Source organism: Nocardiopsis sp. NPDC055879 (assembly GCF_053615935.1).
This window is the reverse complement of sequence record NZ_JBSHCT010000002.1, coordinates 1-24062: the sequence shown is the minus strand read 5'-3', so window position 1 is coordinate 24062 and position 24062 is coordinate 1. Positions and strand designations below refer to the sequence as shown.

The window sequence follows — 24062 nt, the reverse complement described above, 5'->3', positions numbered from 1 at the left end:
AGCATAGGCGCAGCCGAGGCTGGTCAGAGCCCGTCGTCGGGCCGGTCGGCCTCCTCCACCGAGCGCCACAGCTCGGTGAACCAGGGGTCACGAGGCTCGGAGGGGTCGACCCTCTCCTCGTCCTCGGTCTCGGGACGGATGACGATGTAGGCGGTCTCGTCCGGGTACTGGTAGTGCAGGCGGGCGCGGGCCTCGCGCTCCACGTAGGCGTCCTCGTTCAACGCCTCTTCGCGCTCGCGCAGCTCCTCGACGTTGGTCTCCATGCGGGCCCGATCGTCCTGCAACTGGGCGATCTGAGCACGCTGCATGACGTACTCGCGGAGCGGATAGGCCAGGCTCAGCGCGATCACGATGACCACGAGGGCCAGGATCGCGGCCCGGCTGGTGAGCATGGGCCGCACCCGACGGGTGCGGCCCGCGCTCGTGGCCTTGGTGGCCTTGGCCTTCGTCGTGGCCTTGGCCGTCGTGCCCGCTCTGGTGGCAGCACCCTTCCGCGGCTTGTCGGTTTTGGCCGACTTCCGGGCCTTTGTGGGCTGCTGCTGCGTTTCGCGGGACACTGGGGCAGACTAGCCGCGCTCGGTGAACCTCGGGAAGGCCGACACGCCCGCGTACACGGCGGCGTCGTCGAGTTCCTCCTCGATGCGCAGCAGCTGGTTGTACTTGGCGACCCGCTCGCTGCGCGCCGGGGCACCGGTCTTGATCTGGCCGGCGTTGGTGGCCACCGCGATGTCGGCGATGGTGGTGTCCTCGGTCTCGCCGGAACGGTGGCTGATCATCGCCGTGTAACCGCTGCGCTGGGCGAGGGACACCGCGTCCAGGGTCTCGGTCAGGGTGCCGATCTGGTTGACCTTCACCAGCAGCGAGTTGGCGGTGTCGGCGTCGATGCCGCGCTGGAGCCGCTCGGGGTTCGTGACGAACAGGTCGTCGCCCACCAGCTGGACCTTGGCGCCGAGCCGCTCGGTGAGCTTCTTCCAGCCCTCCCAGTCCTCCTCGTCGAGGGGGTCCTCGATGGAGACCAGCGGGTAGGCGTCGACGAGCTCCGCGTAGTAGGTGGCCATCTCCTCGGAGGTTCGGGACTTGCCCTCGAAGGTGTACACACCATCGGAGAACAGTTCGCTGGCGGCCACGTCCAACGCCAGGGCGACGTCGGAACCGACCTTGTAGCCGGCCTTCTCGATCGCCTCGACGATGAGGTCCAGGGCGGCACGGTTGCTGTCCAGGTTCGGGGCGAAGCCACCCTCGTCACCGACACCGGTGCCCAGGCCATGGGCCTTGAGCACCGACTTCAGGGAGTGGTAGACCTCGGTGCCCCATCGCACGGCCTCGGAGAAGGTCGACGCGCCGATCGGAGCGACCATGAACTCCTGGATGTCGACGTTGCTGTCGGCGTGCGCACCACCGTTGAGGATGTTCATCATCGGCACGGGCAGCACGTGCGCGTTGGGACCGCCGATGTAGCGGTACAGCGGCAGGTCGGCCTCCTCGGCGGCGGCCCTGGCCACGGCCAGGGAGGTGCCCAGGATGGCGTTGGCGCCGATCCGGGACTTGTCCGGGGTGCCGTCCAGGTCGATGAGCGCACGGTCGATGGTGCGCTGTTCGTCCGGGGTGTGGCCGCGCAGCTCTTCGGCGATCTCGTCGTTGACCGCGGTGACGGCCTTGGTCACACCCTTACCGCCGTAGCGGTCGCCGCCGTCGCGCAGCTCGACCGCCTCGAACCGTCCGGTGGAGGCACCGCTGGGAACACCAGCGCGGGCAGTGATCCCGTCGTCGAGCAGAACCTCGACCTCGACTGTCGGGTTTCCCCGGGAGTCAAGGATCTCCCGCGCCTGTACTGACTCGATGGACGCCACGATCTCTCCGTCTCTTCGGTGTCTGGGCCAACTCTTTCCGACCCGGACACGAGACTAGCGACCCGGACCCCCATCGGTGGAGTCCCCCCGGCCACATTGGTCTAGTCCATATACGAGAGGCCGGCGTCCAGGGCGGCGAGCGCGATCTCCACGGCCGCCTCCCTGTGGCGTTCGGCGTCCCCGGGGGCCACCAGAACGGCGATGTCCTGGATTCCGCCGAGGGCGACCACCGCGCCCATACGCGCGGGCGTTTCCGGTTCCTCACCCACCAACGCCACGTCGAGCCCGCGCCGCCATTCGACGATCCGGTCCACCAGACCACTCTCCCCCAGCGACCCGAGGTCGTTGAGCAGGGCGAGCAAGAGGGTGCTGTGGCGCACACACAGGTCGAAGTGGTCGCCGAGGAGCGCCCGCGGGTCGACGCCGCCGCCGGAGTAGGCCCCGAGCAGTTCCTCGGCGTCGTCGAGCAGGGGCCGCACCATCGCCTGGAGGAGCTCGTCCTTGGATCGGTAGTGGTAGTAGAGCGCGGCCTTGGTGATGTCGAGTCGTTCGGCGATCTCCCGCAGGCTCGTCTTCTCGTAGCCCTTGCGACCGAACAACTCCAGGGCCACCGCCCTGATCTCGGTCTTCGTGTCGCTCCGCTCCCTGGGCACCCCGGCTCACTCCCGTCCCTCGTGATCGATCCGCCGAGTCTATCCCGAACCTGCCGCCCGGTAGGTTACTTGACGCACGGTAAGTGATCCGTTTAGCGTGGGGATTCCACGACACAAGGAGCTCTGACGGCCCCATGTCCGCCGTTCGAACAGTCCTCGTCTCCGGAGCGAGCATCGCCGGGCCCGCACTGGCCCACTGGCTCCACCACCACGGGATCAGCGTCACCGTCGTCGAGAAGGCCCCCGAGCCCCGGCCCGGCGGATACGCCATCGACCTGCGCGGCAAGGCCATCGACGTGGTCGAGCGCATGGGTCACCTGCCCGAGATCCGCTCCAAGGTCACCGAGATGAACCACCTCGCCCTGGTCGACGCGGACGGGCGCCGCCGCGTCGGTCTGCACACCGGGGTGATCTCCGACGAGGATCGCTCGTTGGAGATCCTGCGCGGCGACCTGGTGCGGATCCTGCACGAACCCACCACCGAGTACGCCGAATACCTCTACGACGACACCATCACCGGCATCGACCAGGACGACGACGGAGCCCACGTCACCTTCGCCGACGCGGCACCGCGCACCTTCGACCTGGTCGTCGGAGCCGACGGCCTGCACTCGAACACGCGCGGTCTCGTCTTCGGGGCGGAGGACCCCCTGGCCCGCTTCCTCGGCGCCTACATCAGCATCTTCACCATCCCCGACCACGTCGGGTTGGACCGGGAGGCCCTGCTGTACAACACACCCGGCAGGCTCGTCGGGATGTACCGGACCCCACGGGCCGAGGGGGCCAAGGCGATCCTGGGCATGCACGTACCCCGCCCGCTCGGGGTGGAGCGCCTCTCCCCCGCCGAACAGCGCGCGTTCCTGCGGAGCGTGCTCGCCGGCAACGGGTGGGAGAGCGACAGGATCCTGGACGCCATGGAGGACAGCGAGGACTTCTACTTCGACTCCATCACCCAGATCCGGATGGACCGCTGGTCGCGAGGCCGGGTCACCCTGCTGGGCGACGCCGGGTACTGCCCCTCTCCGCTGTCCGGCCAGGGAAGCACCCTCGCGGTGGTCGGCGCCTACGCCCTGGCCCAGGAACTGGGACGACACACCGACGTGGCTCGGGCCCTGGCCGCCTACGAGGACCGGATGCGTCCCTTCGTCGGCGCCAACCAGGACATCGCCGACAGCGGTATGCGCTTCCTCGCGCCCAAGACCCGCTTCGGCCTCGTGGCCCGGGACCTGGTCATGCGCGCGGCGCCGCTGATCAAGACCCTGGGAACGTTCACCGGGAAACTGGACCGGTCCTCGGAGGCCTTCGACCTGGACCCCGACCCCATCGGGTCCCAAAGGTGATGAACTCACGGTTCCGGGTGGTTCGAACTGACCCGCCCGGAACCGGCCCCGCTCCTTGAACCGGGAGTTCACCGGCTTATAGTTCGAACCGTGGCGGACCCTCAGAGCGCACCCGCGGACGGCACACTACGTCCGGTCCGCCGACGGCGGGCCGAACTCGGACTGCTCCTGATCGCCCTCACCGTCACCGCCGCCGGCCTGGCGTCGGCCTCCCTAGCGATCACCGGCGGGATCGACCCCGGCGTTTCCACCTACGTGACGGCCGTCGGCCTCGGAGCACTGGGCGTGCACGTCCTGCTGCGATTCATCGCCCCCTACGCCGACCCCGTCCTGCTCCCGGTGGCCACGACGCTGAGCGGGATCGGCCTGACCATGATCTGGGCGCTGCAGATGTCGCGCACCGGCGGGGAGGAGCACACCGAGGCCGACCGGCAACTGCTGTGGACCCTGATCGGGCTCGGGCTGTGCGCGGCCACCGTGGTGCTGGCCCGCAGGCCCCGAAGACTGGCCCAGTACACCTACCTGATCGCGTTGGGCGCGCTCGTCCTGCTCCTGTTGCCGCTGTCCCCGCTGGGGCACGAGGTGTTGGGTGCGCGCCGGTGGATCATGATCGGCCCGTTCACCATGCAGCCCTCGGAGTTCGCCAAAGTGCTGCTGGTGCTCTTCCTCGCCTCCTACCTGGGCAGACGGCGTGACGTCCTGGCCACGGCGACCCGCACCTTCCGGATTGGCGGGGTGAAGGTGTTCAGCGCCCCGCGCGCCCGCGACCTGGCGCCCATGGGTCTGGGCTGGGGCCTGGCGATCCTGCTGCTGGTGGGCACCAAGGACCTGGGCACCTCGCTGCTGCTGTTCGGGACGTTCCTGGCGGTGCTCTACGCCGCCACGGCCCGCAAGTCCTGGGTGCTCATCGGCCTGGTGGCCTTCGCGGGCGGCGCGTACGTGGCGTACCTGCTGTTCGGTCACGTGCAGAACCGGGTGCGGATCTGGCTGAACGCCTTCGACGTCGAGGTCTACAACTCGCCCGGCGGCAGCTTCCAGGTGGTGGAGGGCCTGATCGCCCTGGCCTACGGCGGGTTGCTCGGCACCGGTTTCCACGACGGGCAGGCCCAGGAGATCTTCGCCGCCGACAGCGACCTGATCCTGGTGTCGGTAGGCGAGAAGCTCGGGTTCACCGGCCTCATCGCCGTCCTGTTCCTGCTGTTCCTGTTCGCCCAGCGGGCGTTCCGCGTCGCCCTGGGCAGCCGCGACGTGTTCCTGAAGCTGACCGCGCTGGGCTGCGGATTCCTGACCGCGTTCGACGTGTTCATCGTTCTGGGCGGCGCCACCCGCATCATCCCGCTGACCGGCATGACCACACCGTTCCTGTCGGCGGGCGGGTCGGCGCTGATGGCCAACTGGGTCATCGTGGGCCTGTTGTCGGCCATCGGCGATACCGCCCGCCGGCCACAGGAGACGTTCAGCGCGGGGTTGGCTCCGAGCGACCCCTCCACCGAGGTGATCGACGTGCGTTCCCTACCGAAGGGGATGAGGCGGTCGGGAAGGTGACGCACGGGGACGTCGCACACCGGTGGGAGGGGTTCGAGGGTCCTTGAGGTTACTCCTCGGTCTTCGACCAGTAACCACGCCACTCCTCGACGCTCAACCCGCGCGGCTCACGACCGTCGGCGCGCGCCGCGTCCTCCGCGGCCCGGACCCGACCGTCGAACCGGCGGGCCGCCAGGCGCAGGTCCGTCTCCGGGTCCCGCCCCTGGTCCCGCTCGACCGCCACCGCCGCGAACAGCTCGCCGCCCTCGGCCCCGTCGTCGCCCACCAGATCGGCGGGGAAGCCGTTGCGCACCGCGCGCTTTTGCAGCTCGTGGGCGAGCAACACCGCCGGCTGGGCGAACGGCACCCCGTCCAGCACCGAGACCTCGCCGGAGCCTCCCCTCGCCTTGGCCTTCTCCGCGCGCTCGGCCGCCTTGATGGCCTCCCAGTTGGACCACACCTCGTCGGTGCCCGACACCTCCACACCACCGAACACGTGCGGGTGGCGGCGGGTCATCTTGTCGATGATGGCGTCGGCGACGTCGTCCACGGTGAACCTCGCCGGATCCCCCTCGGGCCGCTCGGCGCCGATCGCCGCGTGGAAGACCACCTGCAGCAGCACGTCACCGAGCTCCTCGCGCAACAGCGCGTGGTCGCCCTCCTCGATGGTCTCCAAGGTCTCGTAGGACTCCTGGATGAGGTATTTGGCCAGGGACTCGTGCGTCTGGGAGCCGTCCCACGGGCACTCCCGGCGCAACGTCTCCATCACCTCGACCAGGCGCAGCACCCGGTGTCCGGGGGCTCGGACGTCGTCTGTCATCTATTCCTCACTCATGTGCCGGTCCAGGGCCGGGATCCAACCGCCCTCGCGCAGGGCGTCCATCACCGCGGCCACGGACTCGGCCGGGTCGGAGTCCACGGTGTCGACCACCAGGTCGGCGTCGGTCGGCACCTCATAGGGGTCGGAGATCCCGGTGAACTCGGGGATCACCCCGGCGCGCGCCTGGGCGTACAGGCCCTTGCGGTCGCGCTCCTCGCACACCTCCAACGGGGTGGCCACGTGCACCAGGAAGAAGTCACCGAACTCCTCCACCATGGCACGAACCTCCGCCCGCCCGGCCTCGTAGGGAGCGATCGGCGCGCACACCGCGACCCCGCCATGGCGGGTGATCTCCGAGGCCACGTAACCGATCCGCCGGATGTTGAGCTCCCGGTCATGCCGGGAGAACGTCAACCCCTTGGACAGCATCCGGCGCACCACGTCTCCGTCGAGCAGGGTCACCGGACGCCCCGCCCGCCGGATTCCATCGGAAACCCCGCGGGCGATGGTGGACTTGCCCGACCCCGAAAGACCGGTGAACAACAGGGTGACACCGCGCTTGGTACGGGCCGGACGCAACCGGGCCAGCTCCGCGCCGACCCGAGCGGGGGTGAGCCACGCGGGCAGCTCACGCCCATGCGCCAGCTCCGACTCCACCTCGTCGTCGGAGGGCTCGGCGAGCGCCCGCGCCGGGTCCACGTGCGTGAACGGCTTCCACAACCCCTCCTCGGAGTCGTACCGCCACGGCTCGGGATCCAGAACCGTCAGCGGTGGACGCAACGCCATCACCCGCTCGACCTCCGGTCCGCGTCCACCCGACTCGGCCAGCATGTGGGTGGCGCCATAGGCGGCGGCCACGTGCGCGGCCAGGGCCGTGTCCCGTTCGTTCCAGTCGCCACCGACCGCTCCGGTGGCGCGCGCCCGCGAGCGGGGCAGGGTCACGACCACGAACGAGCTGCGCGGCGGCAACAGGGGTTCGGCGGCCAGCACCGCGGTAGCGAGCCCTTCCTCCTCCAGGGGGGCGTCGACCACCACGATCACCTCGGCCCGTTCACCATCGCGCGCCAACGCGTCGGCCTCGGCCCGGATCTGGTGCAGCGCCCGATGGTGCAACGGACGGTCGGTGACCACCGCGAGCAGCGATCGGGCCCCGGCCCCTTCCAACTCGCTCTGCGCCCGCACCTCCGCCGGGGTGGCGCGCAGCTCGCGCAACACCCCGTAGGTCGCCGGACGCAGCATCGTCACGTCACCGGCCAGGCGGTGGACTCCCCCGTCCTCCCAGTGCTCGCGCACCTCCAGCCCGGCCAACGGCGCACCTTCGAGATCGGTGAGCGTGAGCGCCTTCTCACCGGCCAACTCCTCGGGGACCTCCAAGGTGACCGGAACCGGCCAAGGCCGGCCGTCGGGCAACCGCCCGCTCCGTGAGACCGACTCCACCTCGTCCCGGGTCATGAAACCCGGGAACGGGTACGCCCCGCTGAGAATGAGCTCCAAGTGGGCGAGCCCATCCGGACCTGGGGCGAAGACCGGGGCTTGCCGACTCCCGTGTCTGTGGACACTCACCACGCACATCCTCCCTCTGCCATGGTCGCGATCCCACCCAGCGTAATCCCGCACCCTCCACCGACATGGCGCTGAGGTGCTCCTACCGGGAAGAGTCCGAGCTCATCGGGTGTTGCGTAGGAGGAAGGCCGAAGACGGCCGGACCCGCGCACTCGTCCCACGCGCCATCGGCGAACTGGATAAGCTGAGCGGAGAACGGGTGGCGCACACCCACCCGACCCACGGCCGCCCGACTCACGTGCGGCCCGATCGTGCCTGGACGGATCCACTTCAGGGGACCCATGGCCGTGACCGTCTCCGCCACCGCACGTACCTCTCCACTTTCTGGTGCTATGAGCCTCATTGGACTTCTCGCCGACGTCTCCCGGGACCCGGCACTGCACAGCGCGATCGAGACCGCCCGCGGCGGCCACGATCCCCATCTCGACCTCGTCGCCCCGGCGGCCCTGCGCCCCTTCATGGTGGGCGCGCTGGCCGCCGACGCGCCGGTGGGCGCCGAACGACCGGTGCTCGCCATCACCGCGACCGAACGTGAGGCCGCCGACCTGACCGACGCCCTGGGCTCACTGCTGCCCACGGACTCGGTCGCGCTCTTCCCCGCTTGGGAGACGCTTCCGCACGAGCGGCTCTCCCCTCGCTCCGACACCGTCGGCCGACGCCTGGCGGTCCTGCGACGTTTGGCCCACCCCGACCCCTCGGACCCGCTCACCACACCCCTTCGGGTGGTCGTGGCGCCGGTGCGCAGCGTCCTGCAACCACTGGTCGCCGGGTTGGGCGACCTCGAACCGGTCCGTATCCGGACCGGTGACGAGGTGCCCCTGGAAGAGGTCGTCACCTCCCTGACCAACACCGGCTACGCCCGGGTGGACCTGGTCGAGAAGCGTGGTGACATGGCCGTGCGCGGCGGCATCCTCGACGTCTTCCCGCCCACCGAGGAACACCCGCTCCGGCTGGAGTTCTGGGGCGACACCGTCGAGGACATCCGCTACTTCCAGGTCGCCGACCAGCGATCCATCACCCCCGGCGAGGAGGGCGCGGGCCCCGGAGACGGTGCTTCCTCCGGGCTGTTCGCGCCGCCCTGCCGGGAGTTGCTGCTCACCGAAACCGTCCGCGAACGCGCACGCGCCCTGGCCGAGGAACACCCCTCCCTGGCGGAGATCCTCACCAAGATCGCCGACGGAGTGGCCGTGGAGGGCATGGAGGCGTTCGCGCCCGTGCTCGCCGAGAGCATGGAACCGTTCTTCACCTACATGCCGAAGAACGCCATGGTGGTGGGCTGCGACCCCGAGCGCATCCGTACCCGCGCCCTGGAACTGGAGGCCACCAGCGCCGAGTTCCTGGACGCGTCCTGGATCAACGCCGCCTCCGGTGGCGAGGCCCCCATCGACCTGGGCGAGTCGGCGTACATGTCGATCTCCGAACTGCGCACCATCGCCGACGAACGGGAACTCCCCTGGTGGGGCCTGACCCCGTTCGCCGCCGATGAGGACCGCACCGCCGAGGAGGACGACGCGGTGATGGTGGGCGCGGTGCCCGCCGACAGCTACCGCGGCGACACCGAGCGCGCCCTGGCCGACATCAAGGGCTGGCTGCACGACAACTGGAGCGTCGTGCTGGTCACCCAGGGGCAGGGGCCGGCCGAACGACTCGTCGCGATGCTGCGCGACGCCGGGTTGGGTGCGACCCTGACCGGCGACCTGGTCGAAGCCCCCAAGGAGGCCATCGCCACCGTCACCACCGGCCTGGTCGACCACGGTTTCCTACTGCGGTCGGTGCACACGGTGGTGCTCACCGAGACCGACCTGGTGGGGCAGAAGTCCTCCACCCGGGACATGCGGCGCATGCCCAGCCGACGCAAGGGCACCGTAGACCCACTCCAGCTCAAGCCCGGCGACCACGTCGTGCACGAACAGCACGGCGTGGGCCGCTACCTGGAGATGGTCAGCCGCCAGATCCAGGGCGCCACCCGCGAATACCTGCTCATCGAGTACGCGCCCTCCAAGCGCGGACAACCCGGTGACCGCCTCTTCGTGCCCACCGAACAGCTCGGCGAGGTCACCCGGTACGTGGGCGGCGAGGCGCCCACCCTGTCCAAGATGGGCGGCGCCGAGTGGAGCAAGGCCAAGAGCCGGGCCCGCAAGGTCGTCCGGGAGATCGCCGGCGACCTCATCCGCCTGTACTCGGCCCGTCAGGCCTCGCCCGGGCACGCGTTCGGTCAGGACACCCCTTGGCAGCGCGAACTGGAGGACGCCTTCCCCTACGTGGAGACGCCCGACCAGCTGGCCGCCATCGACGAGGTCAAGAAGGACATGGGCAAGTCGGTCCCGATGGACCGGCTGATCTGCGGTGACGTGGGCTACGGCAAGACCGAGGTGGCGGTGCGCGCCGCGTTCAAGGCGGTCCAGGACGGCAAGCAGGTCGCCGTGCTGGTGCCCACCACCCTGCTGGTCCAGCAGCACATGTCCACGTTCACCGAGCGCTACGCGTCCTTCCCCGTCACGGTCAAGCCGATGTCGCGCTTCCAGACCGACGGCGAGGTGGAGCTGACCCGCGAGGGGCTGCGCGGCGGCGAGGTCGACGTGGTCATCGGTACCCACCGCCTGCTGTCGCAGGAGACCCGGTTCAAGGACCTCGGACTGGTCATCATCGACGAGGAGCAACGCTTCGGCGTCGAGCACAAGGAGTCCCTCAAGCGGCTGCGCACCCAGGTGGACGTACTGGCCATGTCGGCCACACCCATCCCGCGCACCCTGGAGATGGGTCTGACCGGCATCCGCGAGATGACCACCATCCTCACCCCGCCCGAGGAGCGCCACCCGGTGCTCACCTTCGTGGGCCCCTACGAGGACAAGCAGATCACCGCGGCGATCCGACGCGAGCTGATGCGCGAGGGCCAGGTGTTCTTCGTGCACAACCGGGTGGCGTCCATCGACAAGGTGGCCGCGTCCATCCAACGCCTGGTGCCCGAGGCACGAGTGGCCTACGCGCACGGTCAGATGAACGAGCAGCAGCTCGAACGGGTCATGGTGGACTTCTGGGAGAAGAACTTCGACGTGCTGGTCTCCACGACCATCGTCGAGTCCGGCCTGGACGTGCCCAACGCCAACACCCTCATCATCGACCGCGCCGACACCTACGGGCTCTCCCAGCTGCACCAGCTGCGCGGCCGGGTGGGTCGTGGCCGCGAACGCGCCTACGCCTACTTCCTGTACCCCCCGGAGAAACCGCTCAGCGAGACCGCCTACGAGCGGTTGGCGACGGTGGCCCAGCACACCGAGACGGGCGCCGGCATGTATGTGGCGATGAAGGACCTGGAGATCCGCGGCGCCGGCAACATCCTGGGCGCCGAACAGTCCGGGACGATCGCGGGCGTGGGCTTCGACCTGTACATGCGCATGGTCGGTGAGGCCGTCGCCGAGCTCAAGGGCGACCCCGCCGCCGCGGAAGAGGTCGAGACCAAGGTCGAACTGCCCATCAACGCGCACATCCCGCACGACTACGTGCCGGGGGAACGGCTGCGGTTGCAGTCCTACAAGCGCATCGCGAGCGTGTCCGACGAGGCCGACATCCTCGGTGCCTACGAGGAGCTCACCGACCGGTACGGCACCCCGCCGCAGCCGGTGGACAACCTCATGGCGGTGGCCCGATTCCGGGTGCTGGCCAAGTCCGCGGGGTTGGCCGACGTGGTCATGCAGGGCAACCAGATCCGGTTCTCACCGGTGGAGCTGCGCGAGTCCCAGGAGCTGAGGCTGCGCCGCATGTACCCCAGGTCGATCCGCAAGGAGGCCGCCAAGACCCTCCTGGTTCCGGTCCCCAAGGCCGGCGGGATCGGCGGCAAGCCGCTGCGCGACCTGGAACTGCTCAAGTGGTGCACCGACCTGGTGAACGCCATCTTCGAACCGGACAAGCGCCGGGCCCAGGTCAAGGGCGACCAGCCGGGCGGAAGCGCGAACGGCGGAACGTGAAGGACGCGGAGGGCACGGCACGTGGGCCGTGCCCTCCGCGCCGTGTCCAGGTCGGTCTGATCCGGGTCGGTACTAGTTCCGCTGGTCGAGTTCCTCCGAAGAGGCCTCGTAGGTGATGCCGTACAGCTCCTCCTCGGAGACCTCCTCCACGTCACCACCGCTCCGCCACCACGACCGCGACGCCTTCTCCGCGCGACGCTGTTCGCGCAGTTCCCTGCGGGCGTCCTTGCGCGCCCGCCGCTCGGTGGAGCGGTCGGCGCGACGGGCCTTACGGGTCCTCTTCAGTTCCTCGCGACGTTCGGCGATGGTGGGTCCGGGGACCTCACCGGTCTCGGTGGTCTCGGACTCCTCCTCGCGGGGTCGCAACGGGGTGACCGTCGCCAGTCCCTCGCCGCTGGGCACGTCCTGGGGCAGTTCCACTGTCGGCATCGACGGTTCGGGGGTGCGTTCGGCCTTGGCCTCCTCCCGGCGGGCGACCACCGAGTGGTTCGACCTGCGTGTGTACCACCAGTTGGCGATCCACGCCGCCACCGCCGCGGCCACCCCCACCTCCAAGGCGGCCACCAACCCCACCTGCCAGGCCGAAGGACCCACCTCCGCCAGGCGCTGAGTGCCCAACGAACCACCGGCGGCACCGGCCAGAGCCGCGTACAGGATCCCCGTGGTCACCCCGCACACGAATCCCCACAGCGGAGCCGCCTCGCTCACCACGTCCGGGGCGTGGCGTTGGGTCACCACACCGCCGAGCGCCCCCGCCACGAACGGCACCGCCAGTGCCACCAAGGACAACACCGGGGCCGCGCCGTTGGACGGCAGCGCGGCGAGCATCGGCAACGCGGGCAGTGGCCCCACCGAAACACCCGTCGGCGCCACCAGCGTCTCGGCTCCCACCGCGAAGCCCGGGCCGAGCGCGTAACAGACCGCGAAGATCACCGCGTTGGGCAGATAGGCCAGCTGGACGATGAACAACAGCACCCCGCCGATCAGGCCGGGGGCGAGGGACGCGGTGACCGCCAGCACCTCGTCGTAGCTCATCGCCAACGCCACCAGGAACAACAGCAGACCGCCGGCGAGCAGGGTCCCCGAGGACGCCAACATCCCCACCAGCAGCGAACGACTACGGGCCGGCATCAGGTCGAGCAGGTCGCCCGCGGCCACACCCTTGTCCTTCATGAGCTGGCGCAGCACGCCCAGGCCACCGGCCAGGAACGCGATCACGAACCCCATCAGCAACGCTCGCGGCATGCTCGGCTCCACGGCGTCCGTGTGCGCCAGCAACGCGAGCGTGCCCGCGATCGCCGCGTAGGGACCCGCGATCGCCAGGGCCGCCCGGTACACATGCCGCAGTCGTTCGATCTCGCAGTTGCGGGCCAACCACCGACCGAACCGGTACAGCAGCATTCCGGGCAGCAGCACCAACCCCATCGGCAGCAGACTGATCTGCCCCTCCATGATGGTGAAGGACACGTGGTGGCCCACCAACCAGGCCAGGACCGCGCTGCGCAGCAGGTCGGCGATGTCCTCACCGAAGGTGTCGTGCGGTGCCGCCACCCAACCGACCATGGTGAAGGTGACGATCACCGCCAAGCCGATGCCGGCGGCCGACGCGGCGGCGATCCCGCCGGTCGAGTAGACCGGGCGGGGCTCGCCCAGAGCCGAGGAGGCCTCGGGCGCGTCGCCGGACTTCGACGGGCGCCCTCTGTCGGGGGGTGATGCTGGCGTACTCACCCGACTTATGCTGCCAGGGACCGGAATGCTCCGCGGCATCCGGCTCGCGCGTGTCGTATCCGCGTCAGGGGCCGGGAACGGGGAACGAACGAGATACGTCGTAAGATCATGAGCTCTCTCCCCGCTCGAAGGACGATCATGTCAGAGCCCGCCCCGGACCACCCCTACCGTCTCTCGGACTCCGAACGCGACGAGGCCCTGGACCGACTGCGCACGGCGCTACAGGACGGGCGGTTGGACCTGGACGAACACGAGCGGCGCACGAACGAGACCCTGCACGCGGTCACCAACACCGACCTGGTCCCGCTCTTCGACGATCTACCCCGCGCGCTCCGACCCAGCGCCATCGACGGACCGAAGGAGACGGCCGTGGCCCCCGCGCCGCGCACCAAGGGCGACGTGGCCGAGGCGGAGGAGAAGAACCAGAAGAACGGCCCCAACGTCAACGGGGCGGTCATCTGGGGCGGCGTCATCTTCGTCATCTGGGGGATCCCCGCCATCGCCTACGGAGGTACGAGCTCCCTCATCGGATGGCTGATCTTCCTGCTGCTGTTCATGGTGCCCGCGGTCACCGTCGCGACCGTCCAGGGCATCCGCAAGAGGTCGGACCGGCCGCCCGAGATCGAGGAGTAGGCCGGCGGGGGCGGGCCCCGCACACGAGACGGCTCCGCCCCGCCGACCGGGAGACCCGGTGGCGGGGCGGAGCCGTCGATTCTTCGAGAAGACCTAGAAGAGCCCGCGAGCCAGCTCGGCGGTCTCGGTCGGAGTCTTGCCGACCTTGACGCCCGCGGCCTCAAGGGCCTCCTTCTTGGCGGCGGCCGTACCGGAGGAACCGGAGACGATGGCGCCGGCGTGGCCCATGGTCTTGCCCTCCGGGGCGGTGAAGCCCGCGACGTAGCCGACGACCGGCTTGGTCACGTTCTCCTGGATGTAGGCGGCGGCGCGCTCCTCGGCGTCGCCACCGATCTCACCGATCATCACGATCACGTCGGTGTCCGGGTCGGCCTCGAAGGCCGCCAGGGCGTCGATGTGCGTAGTGCCGATGATCGGGTCGCCACCGATGCCGACGGCGGTCGAGAAACCGATGTCGCGCAGCTCGTACATCATCTGGTACGTGAGCGTGCCCGACTTCGACACCAGGCCGATGCGGCCCGGCTTGGTGATGTCGGCCGGGATGATGCCGGCGTTCGACTGACCCGGGGTGATGAGACCGGGGCAGTTCGGGCCGATCACGCGCGTCTTGTTGCCCTTGGCGCCCGCGTGGGCCCAGAAGGCGGCGGTGTCGTGGACCGGGATGCCCTCGGTGATCACGACGGCCAGACCGATCTCGGCGTCGATGGCCTCGACGACGGCGTCCTTGGTGAACTTCGGCGGAACGAAGATCACGGTGACGTCGGCGCCGGTGGCCTCCATGCCCTCGGCCACGGAGCCGAAGACCGGAACCTCGGTGCCGTCGAAGTCGACCTTCTGGCCGGCCTTGCGCGGGTTCACGCCGCCGACGATGTTGGTGCCGGAAGCGAGCATCCGGCGGGTGTGCTTGGTGCCCTCAGAGCCGGTCATGCCCTGGACCAGCACCTTGCTGTCCTTGGTCAGGAAGATAGCCATGGTGAATTCGTCCCCTACTTCGCCGCGAGCTCGGCGGCCTGAGCGGCGGCGCCGTCCATCGTGTCGACCCGACGAACCGCCGGGTGGGCACGCTCGTCCAGGATCTGTCGGCCCAGTTCGGCGTTGTTGCCGTCCAGGCGCACCACCAGCGGCTTGGACACGTCGTCGCCGCGGCCCTCCAGCAGCTCCAGCGCCTGCACGATGCCGTTCGCGACGGCGTCACAGGCGGTGATGCCACCGAAGACGTTGACGAATACGCTCTTGACCGCGGGGTCGCCCAGGATGATCTCCAGGCCGTTGGCCATGACCTCGGCCGAGGCGCCACCACCGATGTCGAGGAAGTTGGCGGGCTTGACGCCACCGTGGTTCTCACCGGCGTAGGCGACCACGTCCAGGGTCGACATGACCAGACCGGCACCGTTACCGATGATGCCGACCTCGCCTTCGAGCTTGACGTAGTTGAGGCCCTTGGCCTTGGCGGCGACCTCTAGCGGGTCACCCTCCTCGGCGAAGGTCAAGCTCTCCAGGTCCTGGCGGAACTCGGCGTTCTCGTCCAGGGTCACCTTGCCGTCGAGGGCGACGACCCGGCCGTCCTTGGTCAGGATGAGCGGGTTCACCTCCGCGAGGGTGGCGTCCTTGCCGACGAAGGCGTCCCAGAGCTTGGTGATGATCTCCGTGGCACCCGCGACGGCGGCCTCGGGCAGCTTGCCCGCCTTCACGATCTCCGCGGCGACATCGGCCGGGGCGCCGTTGAGTGCGTTGATCGAGATCTTCGCGACGGCGTCGGGGTTGGTCTCGGCGACCTCCTCGATCTCCATGCCGCCCTCTTTGGAGCAGATGGCGAGGAAGTCGCGGTTGGCGCGGTCGAGGAGGAAGGAGAAGTAGTACTCCTCGGCGATGTCACTCGCCTCTTCGACCAGGACACGGTGGACCGTGTGGCCCTTGATGTCCATGCCGAGGATCTGCTCGGCCTTGGCCTGAGCGTCCTCGGGGCCGTCGGCGACCTTCACACCGCCGGCCTTACCGCGGCCACCGGTCTTGACCTGGGCCTTCACGACGACACGGGGCTTGCCCGCGGCGGCGAACTCATCAGCGATGGCACGTGCCTCAGCGGCCGTGCTCGCCACCTTTCCCTGGGGTACGGGGACTCCGTACTCTGCGAAGAGTTCCTTCGCCTGGTATTCGAACAGGTCCACGAGGGTCCGTCCTTGTAAATCGCTGGCTCAAGTTTGTACCGGGGTGGCGTGTCCGGATCGGCGGTGACGCACTGATGTCACACGACGCAAACCCCCGATGGGGGCTGAGCCGCCTACAGAGATCGAGATCGCCGCGGCGTTGCCACCCGCGACATGCGCAAAGCTTAGTCGCCCGGGATCCGGCCGCCGGCCATCGGGGCCTCGTTGACCCCCCGGGGCCGCCCCGGAAAGCCGCTCGCGCGGTAGTAGCACGGTTCTCACGTGGGAAAATCTGTGACCAGAGACACGACCGCTAACACCGTTCCCACGGCCCACGATGCGAGGAAGATCACGACTCGGGGGTCGGTCGGGCGTGGGGTCAGGCGGCGTGCGCCGGGCGGATGTTCTCCCGCACCCAGTCGGCGATGTCCGTCGTCGGCGCACCCGGCGTGAAGATCCGGGCGACCCCCATCGACTCCAACTCCGCGACGTCCGAATCGGGGATGATGCCACCACCGAACACCCGGATGTCGGTGGCGTCGTTCTCTCGCAGGAGCTCCATGACCCGACCGAACATCGTCATGTGGGCGCCCGAGAGCACCGAAAGGCCGATGGCGTCCGCGTCTTCCTGGAGCGCGGCGGACACGATCATCTCCGGGGTCTGGCGCAGACCCATGTAGATGACCTCCACCCCGGCGTCCCTCAGCACCCGGGCGACGATCTTGACCCCTCGGTCGTGTCCGTCCAGACCCGGCTTGGCGACGACGACCCGCGCGGCGGACTCGGCCATGGCGTACCCCTCACGACGTTTCCCCGCCCGCCCGGCACCCCTTGTGAGGGTCTCCCCGGGCGCCGAGGAGGCGATGATGAACTCGTGTGAAGAGTAACGCAGCTCACTCGGGGATGCCCGGCGCGGGTCTCGGGTATCTTCCGACCATGGGAGACAACACCACCGGCTTCGAGCACATCAGCACCGATGAACTGCGTGAACGCGCCGTGGAACTGGCGCGGAAACGGTGGGACCTGCGGTTCTTCTGGAAGCTGCTCGGCCTCATTCCGGCAGGCGAGGCCGCCGCCGGGCACACCGAGTCCAGCCAGGCGAGCGTCGCCCAGGCCTCCGGCCTGTTCTTCGAGGCGCTCTCCGCCGAGGACGACCCCGAACTCCAGGAGGCCCTGCGTCCGGTCTACGTCCAATACCTGGTCGACCACGAGAACGACGAGGAATAGCCCCCTCACCTCCATGTCCGAAAACCGCCGGCCCCGCGGCTCTCGGTCGGTGAACATGGAGGGGTGATGAACGACGAGCAGCGCTACAGAGCGGTCCGCAGCAGGGACTCCCGCTTCGACGGGGTCTTCTACACCGCCGTGCGGACCACCGGCATCTACTGCCGTCCGAGTTGCCCGGCGGTCACCCCCAGACGAGAGAACGTCCGGTTCTACCGTTCCGCCGCGGCCGCCCAGGAATCCGGTTACCGCGCCTGCAAACGCTGCCGTCCCGACACTGTGCCCGGCTCCGCCGAGTGGAACGTACGGGCCGACGTGGTCGGGCGGGCCATGCGTCTCATCAACGACGGTGCCGTGGACCGCGGCGGGGTGGGCGCCGTGGCCGCGTCACTGGGATACAGCGAACGTCAGCTCAACCGGCTGCTCACCACCGAGGTCGGAGCGGGACCACTGGCGCTGGCCCGCACCGAGCGGGCGCACACCGCCCGAATCCTGGTGGAGACCACCGACCTGCCCATGACCGACACCGCGTTCGCCGCGGGCTTCGCCAGCGTCCGCCAGTTCAACGAGACCATGCGGGCGATCTACGACCGCTCCCCCGGCCGGATGCGAGAGGACGCCGACGGCGGTACCGTCGCGACCGGTTCGGGCACCATCACGCTGCGACTTCCCTACCGGGGGCGGATCGACCTGCCCGGGATGCTCGCCTTCCTCGGGGAACGCGCGGTGCCCGGGGTCGAGGAGTACGTCGACGGGACGTACCGGCGCACCCTCAGGTTGGCGAACGGACCCGGAATCGTGGAGCTGTCCCCGGCGAACGGGTCGAGGGCCGTGGGCCGGCACGTGCTGTGCCGGTTGCGGCTGACCGAACCACGCGACCTGGGCGGGGCCGTCCGTCGTTGCCGAAGCCTGCTCGACCTGGACGCCGATCCCGAGGCCGTCGCCGAGATCCTCGGGCCCGACCCCCTGCTGGGTCCGGTGCTGCGCGAGCGCCCCGGCGTGCGCGCCCCCGGTCACGTGGACCCCGCCGAACTCACGGTGCGGGCGGTCCTGGGTCAGCAGGTGTCGGTGAGGGCCGCGCGTACCCTGGCGGGCCGGCTGGTCGAACGGTTCGGAGAACCCTTGGAGCGGCCCGACGGCGCCCTCACCCACACGTTCCCGGCACCCGACGCGCTCGCTTCGGCGGACCCGACCGCGATGTCGATCCCGGTGGCCCGCGGCCGCGCGCTGGTGGGGGTGGCCGCGGCGCTGGCCGACGGCCGGGTCGACCTCGGACCCGGCTGCGACCGGGACGAGGCGGAGCGGAGACTGGTGGAGTTGCGCGGCATCGGCCCGTGGACCGCCCGATACGTGCGTATGCGGGGCCTGGGCGACCCGGACGTGTTCCTTGAGACGGATCTGGGGGTCAAGAAGGCCCTGGAGAGGGCGGCGTTGCCGGCCACCCCCGCGGCGGCGGCACGAGGAGCACTGGCCTGGAGCCCTTGGCGTTCCTACGCGACCCACCTGTTGTGGGCGTCTTTGGACCATGACGAACACCGAGAGAGGCGAGGACGATGACCTACACCGATCAGGACGCACTACCGCTGGACCTGCCCGAGGCCACCGAACCGGCGGCCCCGCACAGGATGACCTCGGTACGGTTCCGTGAACCGATACCGGGCTCGACCAGGTACACGACGGTGGACTCGCCGTTGGGGGAACTCCTGCTGTTCGGCGACGGTGAGGCCTTGGCCGGGGTATCGACCCCGCCCAAGGACGGATCACCGCACCACGTCGGCGAGAGGTGGCTGGCGGACCAGGCTCCGTTCACCGAGGTGAAACGGCAGCTGGCCGCCTACTTCGCGGGTGAACTGCGCGAGTTCGACCTGCCGTTGGCGCCCGCCGGCACACCCTGGCAGTTGCGGGTGTGGCGGGCCCTGACCACCATCCCGTACGGGGAGACGGCCGGCTACGGGGAGCTGGCCGAGGAGCTGGGACGGCCCACCGCCTCGCGCGCCGTGGGGGCGGCGAACGGCCGCAACCCGATCAGCGTCATCGTCCCCTGTCACCGGGTGATCGGCGCGAACGGCTCACTGACGGGGTACGCGGGAGGGCTGGAGCGGAAGAAGAAACTTTTGAACCTCGAAAACCGCAATCGCGTATGAAATTTTCGTTACCCCCCTTGATCGGGGATGGGGACGTGCTTACTCTTCGGTAACCACATCAAGGTTGTGGTGTCATACCCCGTTCGCTACTCGACTCCCCCAGGAGAAGCGTTGGCACTGCCCACCCCCGCCCCCCGATTCCTGCCCATAGGCGCGCTCACGGTCACCATGTCCGCCGCCCTGCTCGCGGGAGCCTCCACCCCGGTCTCGGCCCAGCCGTCCGCTCCGTCGCACAGCACGGCGGACAACGTCGAGATCATCGTCGAACACGCCGAGACCCTGGACCTGCCCCGCACCCTGAGCACCACCTCCGAGTCCGCCGAGGACGCCCTGGCCGACGCCGTCATCGACGACGTCCTGGCCGAACGCGACACCGGGCTGTCCACCCTGGCCGACCAGGAACGCGACGTCCGCGTCGACATCCGAGAAGCCGCCGACGGCGCCGCGTTCGGCGTCGCCATCGTGACCGCCACCATGGGCGCCGACGAGGACCCCGACGCCTGGCTGTTCGCCGCCGAACACGAGGCCTCCGACTGGTCCATCGGCCTGGAGGGAACCGAGGAGTTCTCCTCGATCCTCGCCGAAAGCTCCCTGCTGGCCGAGGAGGAGCGGGAAACCGTCGCCGCCTCGACCAACCCCTCCGAGGCCGCCCCCGCCAGCTACGTCGGCGTCGGTCTGCCCTACGCCATCGGCACTTCCATGATCATGACCGGTGGCCCCCACGGAAACGTGGGAGAGTCCGCGGACTTCGCCGGCGGCGCCGGTCAGGCCCGCGCGTCCCGTGGCGGCTACGCCTACAGCCTGTGCACCGGCTGGACCCGTGTCATCCACGACAACGGCTTCTCCACGGACTACTACCACCTGGAGGACTACCAGTGGCTGCCCGGCAACAACGTCGGCACCGGCCACTACCTGGGCACCCAGGGCAACAGCCTCTGCGCCGGCGGCTCCACCACGGGCGCGCACATCCACTACTCGCTCCGGGCCTACAACGACCCCAACGCGGCGGGCTGGTACGTCTCCCTGAACGGTAGGACCCTGGGCGGTTGGACCTTCGTCCAGGGCGCCCAGTACGGCGGCTACGCCTACCGCGACGGCGTCGGCACCATCTACCCGGGCGGTTCCATGTACAACTACGGCTTCTGACCCGAGCCACCCCGCCGGTCAGCCGGTGAGCCGACCGGCGCGCTCTGCGAGCGTGCGGCGGCGTGTAGTAAGAGGGGCCTCTACAACGGAGTGGAGGCCCCTCCCCCATGCCCACCCTCGGGTGGTAAGTGCTGGGGTTATCCACAGGCGGGGAGTTCGGGGTGGTGAACCGTTCCGCCTACGTGATCCCATCGATCTTGGGGGAGCCGCTGGTTTCGCCGGTTTCGTGCTGCCCAAGGTCTCCTGGTGGGGCGCCTGGGGTTGGGAGTCTTGGGGTTGTTGGGCGGGGTGGGGGTGGGTTCTCCCTCCTTCCCCGCCGCGTGATTGTTGCCGCCCGCACCGCACGCGTCAAGGCGATGTTGAGTTGCTCATCAGCGGTGCTGGTGGCCTTGACCCGTGCGGTGCGGGCGGCGGTTTGGCGGCTATCGGGGAAGGGGGGAGAGTGGTTGAGGTCCCAACGGCCCTGTGGGCCTTCGGCCCACTCCGGCCGCAGCCGGCCGGATCCCTTCCCTTCCCCCTGGTGTCCTCGTGGGCCGCGTCGCCACTACGTGACCGGTGAGGTCACGAAGAGCCCGCTACAGGCCAGGCACGGGGCCGGGCGCGTCCCCGCGGTAGCCGGCTCTGGTCTTCACCCCGATGATCTTGCTCGTAGCGCCCATTTGGGCGCCCAACATGGCGCTACGAGCAAGATCGTTTCCATTCAGAGCCCCTCCACCGAAACCCTGAGGAGACACTTCCGCGAGAGGTGGCGCCGGCCATAAGAGGAAAAGGGGCTGTGGATAACCCACAATAAGAGCCATTCCATGATAGGAATGTCGGCCTCAGGATTCGGTCAATAAACCGGCGAGTAGGCCTGCCATTTCCTGGGGTGTTCGCATATAATCAGAGTATGAGCTTTCCTCCCCACGCACCGCGCCCGACCGGGGGCACCCCGGTCGATAAGGCGATGGCGGGTGCGCGGGAGATGGCGGTGGAATTCTCCGGCCGGGATATCCCGTTCGGGTGCGAGGGCGATGTGCTCGCCCAGTTCGGCCGAATCAACCAGGAAACAGACCGGATCCGCTATGGGATGCTGCCCGCCCTGGCCCGGATGGAGGCCACCGGTGCTCTGTTGGAAGAGGGCGGCCAGCGCAGTGTCCAGGCGTGGATCACCCACCAGTGGGGGACCTCTCCGGCCGAGGCCAAGAGCCTTGCCACCCTCGCCCGGGCGTTGTACAAGCAGCAGCTGCCGCTCGTGGAAGAAGCGTTCGGGAAGCAGACTCTGTCTTTGGGTGAGGCGTGCGCGATCGCGACCTCCACCGAAAAAGCTGTGGCCGATTGGGCGCAGGTGCGGGAAAAGGGTGATGAGGATTTCCGGGCCACCCGCCCGGATGTGGAGGGTTTTCGGGCCCGGTTGGAATTCGGGCTGATCGGTTTCAAGGCCGAGTGCCCGAAGGCTTCGGTGCGCCAGTTGCGGAACGCGGCGAAATGGTTCGTCGCCCGCCTGGACCCGGATAAGGCCGACCGGGACTATGACGAAACGTTCGAGAGCCGGGGTGCGCAATTCTCGCCTACGTTCGAGTCCGGGTTTTTGTTGCGGATGTGGGGGCCGGGGGCCGACAACGAGCTCATCCAGGCCGCTCTGCAGGCTTACACGCAGCCGTATGGGCCGGAGAACGCGGCGATGCCGAAGCATCAGCGCACCTATGACGCGATGATGCGCATCTTCGAGACCGCTCTGACCCACCGGGGTTGCTCCAGCCTGAGCCGCCAACCGTTGGCCACGTTGAACATCACCGTCCCCCTCAAACGCTTCCTCGGTGACAGGACGGCTGAGCCCGCCACCACCGAGGATGGTGTGGTCCTCCCGGATCAGATGGTGGCCCGCCTGACCCCCCACAGCTGGTTGCGTCGGTTCGTGACCGACGCCCAGGGTCGGACTCTGTTGGATGTGGGGCGTAAGCAGCGGTGCGCACCGGATCCGGTGCGCCAGGCGGCGGGGTTCAAGAAGCCCTACTGCGAGTGGCACGAGGGCTGCGACATGCCGCGTAGTTGGTCGCAGTACGACCACATCGTCCCCTTCTCCCACGGCGGGGTCACGAGTGCGGACAACATGCAGGTGCTGTGCTCGACCCATAACCGGCTCAAGCACCGGTTGCAGGCCAAGGTGAACCGGCAGATCTGGGAGCACCACCACGCCCAGAACCGGCAGGACACCGAGACCAGCGGGTCCGGGGATGGGGAAGGCGAGCCAGCCCCAGCCACCGCCCTCTAACCACCGCGTACTTCCGCCAGGTGGAACACCACCCCGACGAGATCACCCCCGAGTGGGTGTCAGACCCAAAGGGCCTTGTGTCCTGTGGGGATATCGGCATGCCCCCATCCCGAACCCCCGCCCAGAGTCATATCCCGGGGACAGAGTGGCTCCCATTAAGGGTGTCGGCACGACTCCTACCCCCGGTACTGGCTCCCGCCCCAGGTACCGACCCACCCGCACCATCAACCCCGTGCTGTCTCTCCACCATGATGATCTTGTCCGTAGCGCCATGTTGGGCGCCCAAATGGGCGCTACGAGCAAGATCATCAGGGAGAGAGCTTCACCGGAGGTGGCTACCGCAGGGACGCGGTCCGCCACTACTACCGGCCCGCCGACACCGGGGCCTGCTGGGGGCCTCGATGTGGTCTTGACTACCGGTGCCGGCTACCGCGGGGACGCGGCCCGCCCCGTGGCCTACCTGTAGCGGGTACTTCGTTACCCCACCGGTCACGTAGTGGCGACGCGCTCAACGATGCAGCCAGAGGGCAGGAAAGGGATCCGGCCGGCCACGGCCGGACCGGGCGAAGCCCGGGGCCGTTGGCACCCCAACCACTCTCCCCCCCTTCCCCGATAGCCGCCAAACCGCCGCCCGCACCGTGCGGGTCAAGGCCACCAACCCGATCGCTACAGAACCCGACATTGCCTTGACGCGTGCGGTGCGGGCGGCAACAATCACGCGGCGGGGAAGGAGGGAGAACCCACCCCCACCCCGCCCCGTGAACCGGTGGGCTCTCGATCTCAGGCGCCCCACACACCCACCCCACACCCGCCAGACCACCCACAGGACCACCACCCAAGGCGCCCCATAAACCAGAGGGCCCCCACCTCAGACACCCCACCCACAACAAAAAAAGGGGGCCGCCTAAAAAGACAACCCCCCAACACACAACCCCACCACACACAAAAAAAGGGGGCCCGCCAACAAGCGGACCCCCCAAGAAAAACCGTGGCAGCGACCTACTCTCCCACCCCACCACAGGGCAGTACCATCAGCGCAAAGAGACTTAACGACCGGGTTCGGAATGAGAC

General features: G+C 69.0%; 18 protein-coding genes and 1 rRNA gene. 9 read left to right on the top strand and 10 right to left on the bottom strand.

The features are described from left to right. Positions 1-23: 23 nt before the first annotated feature. From ACWGKS_RS02350 to ACWGKS_RS02340, 3 genes are all read right to left on the bottom strand, one after another. On the bottom strand, positions 24-392 hold the full coding sequence (locus ACWGKS_RS02350) for an FtsB family cell division protein (RefSeq protein ID WP_358508884.1): 369 nt from the start codon (positions 390-392) through the stop codon (positions 24-26). Positions 393-566: 174 nt separating this feature from the next. Beyond that, entirely contained in the window at positions 567-1850 is a 1284-nt protein-coding gene (eno, locus tag ACWGKS_RS02345) for a phosphopyruvate hydratase (RefSeq protein WP_358508851.1), read from the bottom strand. Positions 1851-1951: 101 nt separating this feature from the next. Continuing rightward, positions 1952-2503 (bottom strand): TetR/AcrR family transcriptional regulator, encoded by a 552-nt coding sequence (locus ACWGKS_RS02340; RefSeq protein WP_358508853.1) that lies wholly within the window; start codon positions 2501-2503, stop codon positions 1952-1954. 134 nt (positions 2504-2637) lie between these two features. On the opposite strand from ACWGKS_RS02340, the gene ACWGKS_RS02335 reads away from it, so the two are divergent. Further along, entirely contained in the window at positions 2638-3843 is a 1206-nt protein-coding gene (locus ACWGKS_RS02335) for an FAD-dependent monooxygenase (RefSeq protein ID WP_358508855.1), read from the top strand. Between the two features lie 90 nt (positions 3844-3933). After that, positions 3934-5388, top strand: a complete 1455-nt coding sequence (locus ACWGKS_RS02330; protein ID WP_358508856.1) for an FtsW/RodA/SpoVE family cell cycle protein — start codon at positions 3934-3936, stop codon at positions 5386-5388. Between the two features lie 49 nt (positions 5389-5437). Here the strand turns inward: ACWGKS_RS02330 and ACWGKS_RS02325 are convergent, their stop codons facing one another. Both ACWGKS_RS02325 and cysC read right to left on the bottom strand, forming a co-directional pair. Beyond that, complete coding sequence (locus ACWGKS_RS02325; RefSeq protein WP_358508858.1) at positions 5438-6187, bottom strand: MazG family protein; 750 nt, start codon at positions 6185-6187, stop codon at positions 5438-5440. After that, a complete protein-coding gene (gene cysC, locus ACWGKS_RS02320; RefSeq protein WP_358508860.1) occupies positions 6188-7759 on the bottom strand; it encodes an adenylyl-sulfate kinase in 1572 nt (523 codons plus the stop codon). A gap of 323 nt (positions 7760-8082) precedes the next feature. Between cysC and mfd the strand changes: the two genes are divergently transcribed. Further along, complete coding sequence (mfd, locus tag ACWGKS_RS02315) at positions 8083-11715, top strand: transcription-repair coupling factor (RefSeq protein ID WP_358508862.1); 3633 nt, start codon at positions 8083-8085, stop codon at positions 11713-11715. A gap of 72 nt (positions 11716-11787) precedes the next feature. On the opposite strand, the gene ACWGKS_RS02310 is transcribed toward mfd, so the two are convergent. Continuing rightward, entirely contained in the window at positions 11788-13443 is a 1656-nt protein-coding gene (locus ACWGKS_RS02310; RefSeq protein WP_358508863.1) for a cell division protein PerM, read from the bottom strand. Positions 13444-13581: 138 nt separating this feature from the next. Here ACWGKS_RS02310 and ACWGKS_RS02305 point away from each other — a divergent pair, with 138 nt between their 5' ends. Continuing rightward, on the top strand, positions 13582-14076 hold the full coding sequence (locus tag ACWGKS_RS02305) for a DUF1707 SHOCT-like domain-containing protein (RefSeq protein WP_358508865.1): 495 nt from the start codon (positions 13582-13584) through the stop codon (positions 14074-14076). 93 nt (positions 14077-14169) lie between these two features. On the opposite strand, the gene sucD is transcribed toward ACWGKS_RS02305, so the two are convergent. The 3 genes from sucD to ACWGKS_RS02290 all read right to left on the bottom strand — a co-directional run bounded on the left by sucD (position 14170) and on the right by ACWGKS_RS02290 (position 17013). Continuing rightward, on the bottom strand, positions 14170-15048 hold the full coding sequence (sucD, locus tag ACWGKS_RS02300) for a succinate--CoA ligase subunit alpha (RefSeq protein WP_358508867.1): 879 nt from the start codon (positions 15046-15048) through the stop codon (positions 14170-14172). A gap of 14 nt (positions 15049-15062) precedes the next feature. Further along, positions 15063-16244, bottom strand: a complete 1182-nt coding sequence (gene sucC, locus ACWGKS_RS02295) for an ADP-forming succinate--CoA ligase subunit beta (protein ID WP_358508869.1) — start codon at positions 16242-16244, stop codon at positions 15063-15065. A gap of 358 nt (positions 16245-16602) precedes the next feature. Then, positions 16603-17013, bottom strand: a complete 411-nt coding sequence (locus tag ACWGKS_RS02290; protein ID WP_358508871.1) for a cobalamin B12-binding domain-containing protein — start codon at positions 17011-17013, stop codon at positions 16603-16605. 146 nt (positions 17014-17159) lie between these two features. Between ACWGKS_RS02290 and ACWGKS_RS02285 the strand changes: the two genes are divergently transcribed. The 5 genes from ACWGKS_RS02285 (at position 17160) to ACWGKS_RS02265 (ending at position 22991) form a co-directional block, all read left to right on the top strand. Beyond that, entirely contained in the window at positions 17160-17450 is a 291-nt protein-coding gene (locus ACWGKS_RS02285; RefSeq protein ID WP_358508873.1) for a hypothetical protein, read from the top strand. 66 nt (positions 17451-17516) lie between these two features. Next, entirely contained in the window at positions 17517-19004 is a 1488-nt protein-coding gene (locus ACWGKS_RS02280; protein WP_358508875.1) for an AlkA N-terminal domain-containing protein, read from the top strand. Then, positions 19001-19591 carry a methylated-DNA--[protein]-cysteine S-methyltransferase gene (locus ACWGKS_RS02275; RefSeq protein ID WP_358508876.1) on the top strand — a complete coding sequence of 197 codons (591 nt, stop codon included), beginning with the start codon at positions 19001-19003 and terminating at the stop codon, positions 19589-19591. The genes ACWGKS_RS02280 and ACWGKS_RS02275 overlap by 4 nt, the downstream gene beginning before the upstream one ends. Before the next feature lie 111 nt (positions 19592-19702). Then, positions 19703-20737, top strand: a complete 1035-nt coding sequence (locus ACWGKS_RS02270; RefSeq protein WP_358508878.1) for a M23 family metallopeptidase — start codon at positions 19703-19705, stop codon at positions 20735-20737. Positions 20738-21626: 889 nt separating this feature from the next. After that, complete coding sequence (locus ACWGKS_RS02265; protein ID WP_452521535.1) at positions 21627-22991, top strand: DUF222 domain-containing protein; 1365 nt, start codon at positions 21627-21629, stop codon at positions 22989-22991. A 986-nt stretch (positions 22992-23977) separates the two neighbouring features. On the opposite strand, the gene rrf is transcribed toward ACWGKS_RS02265, so the two are convergent. Next, positions 23978-24062, bottom strand: a 5S ribosomal RNA gene (gene rrf, locus ACWGKS_RS02260); the annotation flags it as partial.